The following is a 13,855-nucleotide window of genomic DNA, read 5'->3' as shown; positions in this document are numbered from 1 at the left end:
TCAGTGGCGCCCGGAGCTGCCGAAGCCACCCGTGCCGCGCCGGCTGGCGTCGAAGTCGTCGACGACCTCGAGCTCGGCCTGTACCACCGGCACAAGCACGTACTGTGCCAGGCGTTCGAAGGGCTCGAGCACGAAGCGCGTCTGGCCGCGGTTCCATACCGAGATCATCAGCTCGCCCTGGTAGTCGGAGTCGATCAGCCCGACCAGGTTGCCAAGCACGATGCCGTGCTTGTGACCGAGTCCCGAGCGGGGCAGGATCATGCCGGCGAGCCCCGGGTCTGCGATATGCACGGCGAGTCCGGTGCGTACCAGTTCGCAGTCGCCCGGTTCCAGGGTCAGCGGGGCGTCGAGCAGGGCACGCAGGTCCATGCCGGCGCTGCCGGCGGTGGCGTAGTGAGGCAGATGATCGCGGACGCGCTCGTCGAGGATCTTGACGGCCAGGCGCGGGGTAGTGGAAGTCGCGGTCATTGGGGGTCCTGTGATGAAGACGGGGTGGCGGCGAGGGGCGGCGTGGCGGAGGCCTGCCCCAGCCGTTCGAGCAGGCAGGCGAAGATCGCCGTGGCCAGCGTGGCCTTGGTCTGGGCTGGCAGCACTCGTCGCTCGAGGGGCGTGCTGGCCTCGTCGGCCGCCGGCCACAGCAACAGCGCGGCATTGTGGTCTGCGCCGAAGCCGAGGCCGGCCTGGGAGACGTCGTTGGCGACGATCATGTCGAGGCCCTTGCGGGTCAGCTTGTCCTGGGCATAGGCCTCGACATCGCGGGTCTCGGCGGCAAAGCCCACCACGAAGGGGCGGGGCGCACTGCCGCGGTGCAGGGCGACCTCGGCAATGATGTCGGGGTTCTTGATGAGTCGCAGGGTCAGCTCGTCACCCTCCGCGGTCTTCTTGATCTTGTGCTCGCTGACGCTGGCGGCGCGGTAGTCGGCCACCGCCGCACAGCCGATGAAGATGTCGCTTTCCGCGGCCAGGCGATGCGCGGCCTTTGCCATCTCGGTGGCCGAGGTGACATCGATGCGGTTGATGCCTTCGGGCGTGGCGAGGGCCACCGGGCCGCTGATCAGGTGCACGGTGGCGCCGAGGGCGGCGGCCGCCTCGGCCAGGGCATAGCCCATCTTTCCCGAGCTGTGGTTGGACAGGTAACGCACCGGGTCCAGCGGCTCCCGGGTGGGGCCGGCGGTGATGGTCACCGTCAGGCCTCGGGCCGGGGGCGCCACGGCAACGGACGCCTGCGGCGTCACGGCCGGCGCGCTCTCGGGCGCCATCGAAGGCGCGGTGCCGGGCGCCTTGGCAGGTGCGGTGCCGGGCGCCCTAAACAGCCCCTCGACGATGGCCTCGGGCTCGAGCATGCGGCCAGGCCCGACATCGCCGCAGGCCTGATCGCCGGCATCCGGGCCCAGCAACCGCCAGCCGTCGGCCTCGAGCTGACGAGCATTGCGGGCGGTGGCCGGGTGGCGCCACATGGCCTGATTCATGGCCGGTGCCATCGCCTTCTCGGCGTCGCTGGCCAGGCACAGGGTGGTCAGCAAGTCATCGGCATGGCCGTGGACGAGGCGTGCCATCAGGTCGGCGGTGGCCGGGGCGATCAGGATCAGGTCGGCCCAGCGCGCCAGCTCGATGTGCCCCATGCCGGCCTCGGCCTCGGGGTCGAGCAGCGAGGTGCGCACCGGCTCGCCGGTGAGGGCCTGCAGTGTCAGCGGGGTGATGAACGCCTGGGCGCCGTCGGTCATGACCACGCGCACCTCGTGCCCGGCCTTCTTCAACAGGCGAGCCAGGTGGGCGCTCTTGTAGGCGGCGATGCCGGCGCTGATGCCCAGCAGAATGCGCTTGCCGGAGGGTGTTGCCATCTCAGTATCCGAGCGGTGAGCGGGGTCCCTACCTTACCACTCGCGGCGTTTTTTGCGTAGCGCGCCCGGGGCGCGGGCGCTCTGGTGCGGGCGCTCTGGTGCGGGCGTGTTAGGTGCGGGCGCATTGCGCGTTGGTGAGGGGTGGCCGGGCGGTTGGCGAGCCTGGCCGCGTGTCCGACAGACCGGCCTATACTGGGGGGCGAGCCGCCACTGCCAGGAGGGCGAGGGCGGCGCAGTTGTGAACCGAACGCAAGGAGGCGCCTCATGGCGATTCGAGACTGGCCCGAGGGCGAGCGCCCGCGGGAGAAACTGCTGACGCTGGGGCCGGCGGCTCTCTCCGATGCGGAGCTGCTGGCGATCTTCCTGCGGGTGGGCGTCAAGGGGCGCTCGGCGGTGGATCTGGCCCGGGATCTGTTGATGAGCTTCGGTGGCTTGCGGCCGCTGCTCGAGGCGGACCGCGCCCGCTTCTGTGCCGAGCATGGGCTGGGCGATGCCAGTTTCGTGCAGCTCCAGGCGGTGCTGGAGATGTCGCGGCGACACCTGGCCAGTCAGCTCACCCGGGGCGACGCCCTGACCTCGCCCTCGCTGGTGCGGGCCTTTCTGGCCTCGAAGCTCCGCCACCTGGGCCATGAGGAGTTCGCGGTGATGTTCCTCGACAGCCAGCATCGCGTGATTCACTTCGAGTCGCTGTTTCGCGGCACCCTCGACAGCGCCTCGGTGTATCCGCGGGAGGTGGCCCGGCGTGCCCTGGCGCTGGGGGCGGGAGCGACCATCCTGGCTCACAATCACCCCTCCGGGGTAGCCGAGCCGAGCGACGCCGATCGGCGCATCACGCAGCGGCTCAAGGCCGCGCTGGAGCTGTTCGAGATTCGCGTGCTCGATCACTTCGTGGTCGGCGACGGCGAGGTGGTGTCCTTCGCTGAGCGTGGCTGGTTGTAGCCTTGGCACGGGTCGTGCTGGTATGAGCCGCCCTGGTAGTAGCCGCGATGGCCATGGCGGTCGCCCGTTTCCTGCTTGGTCCTGTTTGACTCCAGGGCCCGTTTCATTCCAGGGCCCGTTCCGTTCCGGATGAAGGTGCGCTAAACTGCGCGGCCGAGCGCGATGGGCCCGAGTGGCCGCCGTCGCGCCCAGTCAGACAGCACCTGTCTGTGGTGTAGGTGTCGTGCCAACAAAGAAGCCCGTCTTGACGTCCAGGCCAGCGCTCATGGGGGTGCGGGGGTAGGGTGTTGTGCCGGTGATGCTTGCCGCGCGTGCCGGCCTCTGGTATAACATGCACCCTTTAGAATTCCCTGGGTTAAATAAGGGGGCATCGAGGCGGTGGCCAGCCGTTCGCCCTACCCGGTTTGCCCGACAGGTTTTGAACAACTCGCCAAGCGGTTGGAGGCTCCCATGTCCAATGTATGTCAGGTTACCGGCAAGCGTCCGGTAACAGGTAACAACGTATCTCACTCCCAGCGCAAGACCCGTCGTCGTTTCTTGCCGAACCTGCACTCCCACCGTTTCTGGGTGGAGTCTGAGAAGCGCTTCATCAAGCTGCGCCTCTCCTCCAAGGGTATGCGCATCATCGACAAGAAAGGCATCGAAGCGGTGCTGTCCGATATCCGCAAGCGCGGCGAACGCGTCTAAGCAGCCTTTTTAGGGAGAACTGAGTCATGCGCGATAAGATTCGTATGGTGTCCAGCGCCGGTACCGGCCATTTCTACACCACCGACAAGAACAAGCGGAACACGCCGGACAAGCTCGAAATGAAGAAGTTTGATCCGACGATCCGCAAGCACGTGATGTACAAGGAAGCCAAGATCAAGTAAGTCTTGATGGCTCCTGCCGCAGGCGCAAGCCTGTCGCCTGAACCCGGTTAGCGCCGGGTTTTTGCGTCTCTGGGCTCCCAGTCTCAGCCCCACGCCCACCGCTTTACGGAACCGACGTGCCATGCCCGAGCTTCCCGAAGTCGAGACCACGCGCCAGGGCATCGCCCCCTACCTCGAGGGTCGCGAGATCCGTGAAGTGATCGTGCGCCAGCGTCGCCTGCGCCTGCCGGTCCCGGAGGGGCTCGAGAACGCCCTGGTCGGCACGCGCATCGGGGTCCTTGAGCGTCGAGCCAAGTATCTGATCCTGCCCATCGAGGTAGCGACAGGTGACGAGGCCGCCGACGGGCCGGCGGGTGTTGCGACACCTGACGGCCCGCGGCCCGAGGGCGGGAAGCCGCAGGCGCTGCTCTGGCACCTCGGCATGTCTGGTAGCCTGCGCATCGCGCGCCTCGGCGAGGCGCCGAAGAAGCACGATCATGTCGATTTGGTGATGGAGGATGGCGCCATCCTGCGCTATCACGACCCGCGCCGCTTCGGCTTCCTCGATTGGCTCGAGGGCGATGTCGCAAGCGATCGGCGCCTTGCCCGGCTTGGCCCGGAGCCGCTGTCGCCGGCCTTCGATGACGAGCGACTGTTCGCATGCTCGCGCAAGCGGCGCCTTGCCGTGAAGCCCTTCCTGATGGACAACGCAGTGGTGGTTGGGGTCGGTAACATCTATGCCGCCGAGGCGTTGTTCCTGGCCGGCATCGACCCGCGCCGCGCCGCAGGGCAGATCTCCCGCGAGCGCTACGTGCGCCTCACCGCCGCGATCCGCGAGGTGCTGGCGGCGGCCATCACTCAGGGGGGCACGACCCTGCGCGATTTCGTCAGCGGCACCGGGGAGCCGGGCTACTTCGCCCAGCGGCTCAACGTCTATGGCCGCGATGGCGAGCCGTGTCGGCGTTGCGGCAGGGAGCTGCGCCTGGTCACTCTGGGCCAGCGTGCCAGCGTCTATTGTGCGCACTGCCAGACCTGATTCGACCCGCCCGCCGGGCCCGCGCGTTGCCGGGCTCGGCAGGGTAGACTGTCCCCACTTTTCTGTTGTCTGTTTGACGGAGACCTCCGTGACCGAACGCCTGCGCTTGAAGAAGAACGCCGACCGCCGCTTGAAGGCCGGCCATCTGTGGCTTTACTCCAACGAGATCGATACCGACGCGACCCCGCTCAAGACCTTCGAGCCGGGCGCCCAGGCGGTGATCGAGGCCCATAATGGCCGGGCCATGGGCGTCGCCTATGTGAATCCGCACTCCCTGATCTGCGCCCGGGTGGTGTCTCGGGATCCGGAGATGCGGCTCGACCGTTCGCTGCTGGTGCATCGCTTCAAGCAGGCTCTGGGCCTGCGCCAGCGGCTCTTCGCCAAGCCCTTCTATCGCCTGGTGCACGGCGAGGGTGATCTGCTGCCGGGGCTGGTCGTCGATCGCTTCGACGATGTGCTGGTGGTCCAGCTCAATACCTTGGGCATGGAGCGCATGGCCGAGCAGGTGATCGATGCCCTCGACAAGGTGCTGTCGCCGCGGGCCATCGTCTTCAAGAACGATTCCTCCGGGCGTCGCCAGGAGAAGCTCGATCGCCAGGTCGAGGTGGTCAAGGGCGAGCTGCCCGAGGAAGTGCTGCTCGAGGAAAACGGCGTGCGCTTCGTAGCCCGGGTGCTCGATGGTCAGAAGACCGGCTGGTTCTATGACCATCGCGACAATCGCGCCTGGCTCAACAAGCTGGTGGCCGGCAAGCGCGTGCTGGATGTGTTCAGCTACGTCGGGGGCTGGGGCGTTCAGGCGGCGGCGCATGGCGCCAGCGAGGTGCTGTGCGTGGACGCCTCTAGCGACGCCCTCGAGCACGTGGCCGCCAACGCCGCCCTCAATGGCCTCACCGATCAGGTGGCCGTTGGCGAGGGGGATGCCTTCGAGGCGCTGGCCGCGCTCAAGGCCGATGGCGAGCAGTTCGACGTAGTCATCCTCGATCCGCCGGCCTTCATCAAGAAGCGCAAGGATATCCCCAGCGGCGAGCGGGCCTACTCGCGTCTCAACCGTGAGGCCATGCGCCTGCTGGGCCGGGACGGCCTGCTGATGAGCGCCTCCTGCTCGATGCACCTGGCGCCTGAGCGTCTCGTCGAATGCGTGCGCGGGGCGGTGCGTCACCAGGACCGTCATGGTCAGGTGATCTATCAGGGCCATCAGGGTGGCGATCACCCTGTGCATCCGTCGATTCCCGAGACCGCCTATCTCAAGGCGCTCGGGGTGCGGGTCTTCCGAGACTGATTCTCGTGACTGAGAGCTGCGAGTAAATGCACGCCTGGGTTCGCGTCTTCGCCCACCCCAATGCGCTGATGGTCAGCCACGTCCGCAACGTGCTGGAAAGCGCGGGGGTGCCGGCCGAGCTCAGAAACCTGAGCCTCGGCGGCGGGGCGGGGGAACTGCCCCTCGGTGAGTGCGAACCCGAGGTCTGGGTGGCGCCCCATAATGCCGACCGCGCGAGAGCGCTGGTGTGTGAGGCGCTCGAGGGGCCGGGCGAAGCGCGCCCTGCCTGGACCTGCCCGGGCTGCGGCGAGCGCCTCGAGGGAGCCTTCGAGACCTGCTGGGCCTGCGGCGCGCATCGGCGCGACTGAGCCGTCACCGCACGCCTGGTCCTGGCAAGAGTGCGCCAGTCGGAGTCATCCAGAAAGATTTATCTTGTAGCGCCCACCTGGCAACGGTTTTCGTTGCCAGGTGGGCGCTTTTCTTTGGGGTTTTTCCAAAGTCGGGTGGGGGCTTGGGCATTCTTTTCCCGCTGTGCTGTACTGATGCGGTCGAGACAAGTAATGCGCCTTGGTGCGCCCGTTTCCCCTCAGGAGGTGCCATGAAGATCGCCGTGCCGAAGGAAATCAAGAATCACGAATACCGGGTGGCCCTGACGCCCTCGGGGGTGCGCGAGCTTACCACCCGCGGCCACCAGGTCGTGGTGCAGGCAGGCGCCGGTGAAGGCGCCGGCTTCCCGGACGCCGACTACGAGGCCGCCGGCGCAAGGCTCGAGGCCGAGGTGGCGACGCTGTGGCAGGACGCCGAGCTGATCATCAAGGTCAAGGAGCCCCAGCCGGAAGAGGTCGAGCGGCTGTCGTCCGATCAGATCCTCTTCACCTACCTGCACCTGGCCGCCGAGGAGGCCTTGACCCGGGGGCTGATCAATAGCGGTGCGACCTGTATCGCCTACGAGACCATCACCGGGCAGGGCGGCGGCCTGCCACTGCTGGCGCCGATGAGCGCGGTGGCCGGGCGCATGGCGGTGCAGGCGGGTGCCCACAGCCTGGAGAAGGCGCAGGGCGGTGCCGGCATCCTGCTGCCCGGCGTGCCGGGGGTGGCTCCGGCCAGGGTCACGGTAATCGGCGGCGGCGTGGTCGGTGAGAATGCGGCGCGCATGGCGCTGGGCCTGGGCGCCGAGGTGACCATCCTCGACAAGTCGCTTTCGCGCCTCGAGGTGCTCGATCACCGCTATCAGGGCCGCATCAAGGCGGTCTATTCGACGGCCGACACCCTGGACGAGGCCGTGCGCGAGTCCGACCTGATCATTGGTGCCGTGCTGGTGCCCGGGGCCGCCGCGCCCAAGCTGATCAGCCGGGCCCAGCTCGCCGAGATGAAGCCCGGCAGCGTGCTGGTTGACGTGGCGATCGACCAGGGCGGCTGCTTCGAGACCAGCCGGGCCACCACCCATGCCGCGCCGACCTACGTGGTCGACGGCGTGGTGCACTACTGCGTGGCCAACATGCCCGGCGCCGTGGCCCGTACCTCGACCCAGGCCCTGACCAACGCCACCCTGCCGTTCGTGATGGCGCTAGCCGACAAGGGCTGGCAGCGGGCACTGGCAGAGGACCCGCACTTCCTGGCCGGGCTCAACGTTCATGCCGGCCGGGTCACCTACCCGGCGGTGGCCGCGGCCTTTGGTCTGGAGAGCATCGATCCGGCGCGCCTGGTGAGCTGAGGCAAGGCCCGGGCGCGGTGTTCCATGTCCGCCGATCCATGCCCGTCGTACGGTAACAGCGAGGGCGGTCCGGTAGGGTCGCCCCGTTCGCCTTGGCCGGGGCGGCGCGGTAAACTGGGGCCACTTGCCATTTACTCAGTGGACCCGTCCGAATTCATGAACAAGACACGCGTTCTCACCGGTATCACCACCACCGGCACGCCACACCTCGGCAACTATGTCGGGGCGATCAAGCCGGCCATCGCCGCCAGTCAGGACCCCAATGTCCAGTCCTTCTACTTCCTCGCCGACCTGCACGCCCTGATCAAGTGTCAGGATCCCAAGCGGGTGCAGCAGTCGCGGCTGGAGATCGCCGCCACCTGGCTGGCGCTGGGGCTCGATACCGACAACGCCATCTTCTATCGCCAGTCGGACATCCCCGAGATTCCCGAGCTGACCTGGATGCTGTCCTGCGTCTGCGCCAAGGGCCTGATGAACCGGGCGCACGCCTACAAGGCGGCGGTGGCCGACAACGAGACCGCCGGTTCTCCGGACCCGGACAAGGGTATCACCATGGGGCTGTTCGGCTATCCGGTGCTGATGGCCGCCGACATCCTGATGTTCAACGCCCACAAGGTGCCGGTCGGCCGCGACCAGATCCAGCACATCGAGATGGCTCGCGACATGGCCGGGCGCTTCAACCACCTCTACAAGGGGCAGTTCTTCACCCAGCCCGAGGCGGTGGTCGACGAGAAGGTGGAGGTGTTGAATGGCCTCGACGGGCGCAAGATGTCCAAGAGCTACAACAACACCATTCCGCTGTTCGTGTCCGAGAAGAAGCTCCAGAAGCTGGTGCGCAAGATCAAGACCAACTCCCTGGAGCCCGGCGAGCCCAAGGACCCGGACACCTGCACCCTGTTCCAGATCTACTCGGCCTTTGCAACGGCCGAGGAGACCGCCGAGCTGCGTCGCGAGTACGAGAACGGCATCGGCTGGGGCGTGGCCAAGGACCGGGTCTTCGAGTACCTGAATGCCCACCTGCGCGAGCCGCGTGAGCGCTATCAGGCACTGATGGAAGACCCGGGCCACATCGAGCAGGTGCTTCTCAAGGGCGCCGAGCGGGCCCGCGCCGAGGCCGCGCCCTTCATGGACCGACTGCGCGAGGCGTCGGGCCTGGGCCGCTTCGTCTGAATGCCAGTCGCTGGCCGCCGCTGTCATCCTGCCCCGGCCTCGTGCCGGGGCAGGCCGTTGTGGCGGCCCGTGCTAAGCTCCCCACCACCGGGCGGCGATGCTCGCCCACCGACAGTCAAAGGATGAGACGACGATGACCCAACTGCAAAAGCGCCCCCTCTACGTGCCCTATGCCGGGCCGTCGCTGCTGGAGATGCCGCTGCTCAACAAGGGCAGCGCCTTCACGCTCCAGGAGCGCATCGCCTTCAACCTGATCGGCCTGCTGCCGCAGAACGTCGAGTCCATCGAGGAACAGGCCGAGCGCGCCTATCGTCAGTATCGCCAGTGCCAGACCGACCTGGATCGCCATATCTACCTGCGCGCCATCCAGGACGACAACGAGACGCTGTTCTTCCGCCTGCTCGAGGAGCACCTCGAGGAGATGCTGCCGATCATCTATACCCCGACGGTGGGCGAGGCCTGCGAAGAGTTCTCCAACATCTATCGCAACCACCGCGGGCTGTTCATTTCCTACCCCGACCGGGCGCACATGGACGACATCCTGCGCTCCGCGACCAAGGACAACGTCAAGGTGATCGTGGCCACCGACGGCGAGCGCATCCTGGGGCTCGGTGATCAGGGCATCGGCGGCATGGGCATCCCCATCGGCAAGCTGTCGCTGTACACCGCCTGCGGCGGCATCAGCCCGGCTTATACCCTGCCGATCACCCTGGACGTGGGCACCAACAACCAGGCGCTGCTCGATGACCCCATGTACATGGGCTGGCGCCACAAGCGGGTCTCCCAGGACGAGTACAACGCCTTCATGGCCGACTTCATCGCCGCCGTGAAGCGCCGCTGGCCCCAGGTGCTGCTGCAGTTCGAGGACTTCGCCCAGACCAACGCCATGCCGCTGCTCGAGCGCTACCGGGACGAGCTGTGCTGCTTCAACGATGATATCCAGGGCACCGCGGCGGTCTGCGTGGGCACCCTGCTGGCGGCCTGCAAGGCCAAGGGCGAGGGAGTGGCCGAGCAGCGAGTGGCCTTCGTCGGCGCCGGCTCCGCGGGCTGCGGCATCGCCGAGCAGGTCGTGGTGGCGATGTGCGCCGAAGGCCTCTCCGAGGCCGAGGCCCGCGCGCGGATTCTGATGATCGATCGCCATGGCCTGCTGACCACCGACATGGACGGCCTCTATGACTTCCAGCAGCGTCTCGCCCAGGATTCGGCGGACTTTGCCGACACCAGCCTGCTCGGTGTGGTCAAGCAGATGAAGCCCACCGTGCTGATCGGCGTGTCCGGCCAGCGCGGCCTGTTCAGTCAGGAGCTGATCGAGGCACTGCATGCCGGCTGCAAGGCGCCGCTGGTGATGCCGCTGTCCAACCCCACCTCCAAGGTCGAGGCGACCCCCGATGAGGTACTCGCCTGGACCCATGGCCAGGCGCTGGTCGCCACCGGCAGCCCCTTCAAGCCGGTGGAGCTCGATGGCGAGACCTACCCCATCGCCCAGTGCAACAACGCCTACATCTTCCCGGGCATCGGCCTCGGCGTCATCGCCTCCGGCGCGAGCCGCATCACCGATGCGATGCTGATGGCGGCCTCCAATGCCCTGGCCAAGCACGCGCCCATGGTGCAGCACGGCGAAGGCGCGCTGCTGCCGGCGCTGTCGGATATCCGCGAGATCAGCAAGTCGATTGCCTTCGACGTGGCCAAGATGGCCCAGCAGGAAGGCAAGGCGCTGGAGTGCGACGACGAGGTGCTGTGGGCGGCCATCGAGCGTAACTTCTGGTACCCGCGCTACCGGGAGTATCGCCGCCGGGCCTTCTGAGGCCCAAAATGCTTCGGCGGCAGGCGCCTGCATGAGTGTGACGCCTGCTGTCATCGCACCGCGACGCCGTGCCCCCTCCTCAGGGCGCGGCGTCGTCGTTTCTGTTTAGGGCGCTGGCACCTATCGGCAGCCGATCGACGTTGTGCGGTGCCTCAAGCCGAAAAAGGCCCGCAGGCATTGCCGGCGGGCCTTTCGTTACGGCGTCGATCAGGCGGCGACGCCTGTTTGCTGGTGATCAGCGCGAGCCGGTCAGCCCGTGATGATCAGAAGGAGATGATCAGGCCGAACCGATCATCTTGCGCAGCACATAGTGCAGGATGCCGCCGTGGCGGTAGTACTCGAGCTCGTTGGCGGTGTCGATGCGGCACAGGGCGTCGATATGCTTCTCGCCCTTGTCGCTCTTGATGGTGACCCGAACCTGGCCGCCCGGGCTCAGGCCGTCGAGCCCCTCGATGGAGACCGTCTCGTCGCCGGTCATGCCCAGCGACTGGCGGGTCTCGCCCTCGGGGAACTGCAGCGGTACCACGCCCATGCCGATCAAATTGGAGCGGTGGATGCGCTCGTAGGACTCGGCCAGCACGGCCCGCACGCCGAGCAGGCGGGTGCCCTTGGCGGCCCAGTCACGGCTGGAGCCGGTGCCGTACTCCTTGCCGGCCACCACCACCAGCGGGGTACCTTCCTGCTGATACCGCATGGCGGCGTCGTAGATCGCCATCTGCTCGCCGGAGGGGACGTGACGCGTCTCGCCGCCAACCACGCCATCAAGCATCTCGTTCTGGATGCGCACGTTGGCGAAGGTGCCGCGCATCATCACCTCGTGGTTGCCTCGCCGCGAGCCGTAGGAGTTGAAGTCGGCGGGCTTGACGCCGTGCTCCTGCAGGTAGCGTCCGGCGGGGCTGGCGGGCTTGATGGCGCCGGCCGGCGAGATGTGGTCGGTGGTCACCGAGTCGCCGAGCATGGCCAGCACCCGGGCGTCCTTGACGTCCTCGATGGCATCGGGCGTGCGGCCCATGCCCTCGAAGAAGGGCGGGTGCTGGATGTAGGTGGACGCATCGGACCACTCGTAGACCTCGCTCTGGGGCACGTCGATGGCCTGCCAGACGTCGTCGCCGTCGAAGACCTCGGCGTACTCCTTGCGATACATCTCGGTCTTGACCTGCTCGACCGCCTTGGCGATCTCGGCCTGGGAGGGCCAGATGTCGGACAGATAGACCGGCTGGCCGTCGCTGCCGGTACCGAGCGGCTCCTTGGACAGGTCCGTGCGCACGTTGCCGGCCAGGGCATAAGCCACGACCAGGGGCGGCGAGGCGAGCCAGTTGGTCTTGACCAGCGGGTGCACGCGGCCCTCGAAGTTGCGGTTGCCCGAGAGCACCGAGGCGACGGTCATGTCGCCGTCGTTGATGGCCTGCTCGATGGGATCGGCTAGGGGGCCGGAGTTGCCGATGCAGGTGGTGCAGCCATAGCCGACCAGGTTGAAGCCGAGCGCATCCAGGTCATCATCGACGCCGCCGGCGGCCAGGTAGTCGGTGACGACCTTGGAGCCCGGGGCCAGCGAGGTCTTGACCCAGGGTTGGGTCTTGAGCCCCTTGGCCAGGGCGTTGCGTGCCAGCAGGCCGGCGGCCATCATCACGCTGGGGTTCGAGGTGTTGGTGCAGGACGTGATGGCCGCAATCACCACGGCGCCCGGGTTGAGCCTGAAGTTCTGGCCGTCGAGGTCGACGTCCTGGCTGGTGGGGTGCTCGTAGCTGTCCTCGACGCCGACGGCGGTCTGGCCGCCCTCGGACTGCCACTTGCCCTGCGCTTCCGCCGAGGCCTTGTCGGCGCTGTCGGCCAGCAGTGTCTCGAAGGTCGATTTCATGTCCTTCAGGGCGACCCGATCCTGCGGGCGCTTGGGCCCGGCCAGGCTGGCCTCGACCTCGCTCATGTCCAGCGCAAGGGTGTCGGTGAAGATCGGCTCGTCGCCGGCCTCGCGCCACAGGCCCTGAGCCTTGCTGTAGGCCTCGACCAGCGCGACCTGCTCGTCCTCGCGGCCGGTCAGGCGCAGGTAGTTGAGGGTCTCGTCATCGACCGGGAAGAAGCCGCAGGTGGCGCCGTATTCGGGGGCCATGTTGGCGATGGTGGCTCGGTCGGCCAGCGGCAGGTCGTCCAGACCGTCGCCGTAGAACTCGACGAACTTGCCGACCACGCCGCGGCTGCGCAGCATCTGAGTGACCGTCAGTACCAGATCGGTGGCGGTGATGCCTTCCTTGAGCTTGCCGGTCAGCTTGAAGCCGACCACCTCGGGAATCAGCATCGACACCGGCTGGCCGAGCATCGCCGCTTCGGCCTCGATGCCGCCGACGCCCCAGCCGAGCACGCCCAGGCCGTTGATCATGGTGGTATGGGAGTCGGTGCCCACCAGGGTGTCCGGATAGGCGAAGGTCTTGCCGTCCTCTTCCTTGGTCCACACCGTCTTGCCCAGGTACTCCAGGTTGACCTGGTGACAGATGCCGGTGCCCGGCGGCACCACACGGAAGTTGTCGAAGGCCTGCTGACCCCAGCGCAGGAACTCGTAGCGCTCGCGATTGCGATCCATCTCGATGGCGACGTTGTCCTTGAAGGCGCTGGAGTTGCCGAACTTGTCGACCATCACCGAGTGGTCGATGACCAGGTCGACCGGCGACAGCGGGTTGATCCGCTCGGGGTCTTCGCCGAGCTTGGCCACCGCGGCGCGCATCGAGGCGAGGTCGACCACCCCCGGCACGCCGGTGAAGTCCTGCATCAGTACCCGGGCCGGGCGATAGCCGATCTCCCGGGTCGAGCGGGCCTGCTGCTGCCAGTCGACCAGCGCCTGAAGGTCGTCGGCAGAGACACTCTCGTCGTCGGCGAAACGCAACTGGTTCTCGAGCAACACCTTGAGCGTCTTGGGCAGACGCGAGATGTCGCCCAGGGTGGCGGCAGCCTTGGGAAGGCTATAGTAGTGGTAGCGTTGATTGCCTACCGCGAGGGTATCCAGCGAGTCGGGGGTGGTGCTCATGGTCTTCTCCTCGTGTCGAGCGAAAGGTCATGATGCGTGCTTGTGCATGTGACCATCCATGGGACATGCCATAGGGCTTGGCTTGGCATAGGGGTTGCCATAGAAAGAACATGGCTACGGTGACGGCTGCTTTCAAGCCTAGTCCATGGGACCCGACGCAAAGGTGACAAGCAAGCGGGACGACGCCGCGACAGATGTCGCGGTGTCTTGGTTTCTTGAAACGGCGAGC

The 13,855-nt window shown here is 67.0% G+C and carries 12 protein-coding genes; 9 read left to right on the top strand and 3 right to left on the bottom strand.

What is annotated here, in order from left to right:
* Positions 1–468, bottom strand: a complete 468-nt coding sequence (gene dut, locus IEJ03_RS14285) for a dUTP diphosphatase (RefSeq protein ID WP_192035475.1) — start codon at positions 466–468, stop codon at positions 1–3.
* Positions 465–1,841, bottom strand: coding sequence for a bifunctional phosphopantothenoylcysteine decarboxylase/phosphopantothenate--cysteine ligase CoaBC (coaBC, locus tag IEJ03_RS14280; RefSeq protein ID WP_192035474.1), 1,377 nt, complete (start codon positions 1,839–1,841; stop codon positions 465–467). The genes dut and coaBC overlap by 4 nt, the downstream gene beginning before the upstream one ends.
* A gap of 264 nt (positions 1,842–2,105) precedes the next feature.
* Between coaBC and radC the strand changes: the two genes are divergently transcribed.
* The 9 genes from radC (at position 2,106) to IEJ03_RS14235 (ending at position 10,610) form a co-directional block, all read left to right on the top strand.
* Positions 2,106–2,780 carry a DNA repair protein RadC gene (radC, locus tag IEJ03_RS14275; RefSeq protein WP_192035473.1) on the top strand — a complete coding sequence of 225 codons (675 nt, stop codon included), beginning with the start codon at positions 2,106–2,108 and terminating at the stop codon, positions 2,778–2,780.
* Positions 2,781–3,230: 450 nt separating this feature from the next.
* Positions 3,231–3,467, top strand: coding sequence for a 50S ribosomal protein L28 (gene rpmB / locus IEJ03_RS14270; protein ID WP_092522890.1), 237 nt, complete (start codon positions 3,231–3,233; stop codon positions 3,465–3,467).
* Between the two features lie 26 nt (positions 3,468–3,493).
* Positions 3,494–3,649 carry a 50S ribosomal protein L33 gene (gene rpmG, locus IEJ03_RS14265; RefSeq protein ID WP_092522892.1) on the top strand — a complete coding sequence of 52 codons (156 nt, stop codon included), beginning with the start codon at positions 3,494–3,496 and terminating at the stop codon, positions 3,647–3,649.
* 121 nt (positions 3,650–3,770) lie between these two features.
* Positions 3,771–4,664 carry a bifunctional DNA-formamidopyrimidine glycosylase/DNA-(apurinic or apyrimidinic site) lyase gene (gene mutM, locus IEJ03_RS14260; protein ID WP_192035472.1) on the top strand — a complete coding sequence of 298 codons (894 nt, stop codon included), beginning with the start codon at positions 3,771–3,773 and terminating at the stop codon, positions 4,662–4,664.
* Positions 4,665–4,752: 88 nt separating this feature from the next.
* On the top strand, positions 4,753–5,943 hold the full coding sequence (locus tag IEJ03_RS14255) for a class I SAM-dependent rRNA methyltransferase (protein ID WP_192035471.1): 1,191 nt from the start codon (positions 4,753–4,755) through the stop codon (positions 5,941–5,943).
* 26 nt (positions 5,944–5,969) lie between these two features.
* Positions 5,970–6,290, top strand: a complete 321-nt coding sequence (locus tag IEJ03_RS14250; RefSeq protein WP_192035470.1) for a DUF2007 domain-containing protein — start codon at positions 5,970–5,972, stop codon at positions 6,288–6,290.
* A gap of 230 nt (positions 6,291–6,520) precedes the next feature.
* Complete coding sequence (gene ald, locus IEJ03_RS14245; RefSeq protein WP_192035469.1) at positions 6,521–7,636, top strand: alanine dehydrogenase; 1,116 nt, start codon at positions 6,521–6,523, stop codon at positions 7,634–7,636.
* A 156-nt stretch (positions 7,637–7,792) separates the two neighbouring features.
* Positions 7,793–8,806 carry a tryptophan--tRNA ligase gene (gene trpS, locus IEJ03_RS14240; protein ID WP_192035468.1) on the top strand — a complete coding sequence of 338 codons (1,014 nt, stop codon included), beginning with the start codon at positions 7,793–7,795 and terminating at the stop codon, positions 8,804–8,806.
* Positions 8,807–8,939: 133 nt separating this feature from the next.
* Positions 8,940–10,610: an NAD-dependent malic enzyme gene (locus IEJ03_RS14235; protein ID WP_192035467.1), complete on the top strand. Its 1,671-nt coding sequence runs from the start codon at positions 8,940–8,942 to the stop codon at positions 10,608–10,610.
* Between the two features lie 277 nt (positions 10,611–10,887).
* On the opposite strand, the gene acnA is transcribed toward IEJ03_RS14235, so the two are convergent.
* On the bottom strand, positions 10,888–13,626 hold the full coding sequence (acnA, locus tag IEJ03_RS14230; protein ID WP_192035466.1) for an aconitate hydratase AcnA: 2,739 nt from the start codon (positions 13,624–13,626) through the stop codon (positions 10,888–10,890).
* Positions 13,627–13,855 lie beyond the last annotated feature (229 nt).

The sequence above is a fragment of the Halomonas sp. YLGW01 genome, from assembly GCF_014840935.1.
Taxonomy (GTDB): domain Bacteria; phylum Pseudomonadota; class Gammaproteobacteria; order Pseudomonadales; family Halomonadaceae; genus Onishia.
The sequence above is the reverse complement of the archived record's forward strand: the minus strand, read 5'-3'. Positions and strand labels throughout refer to the sequence as shown.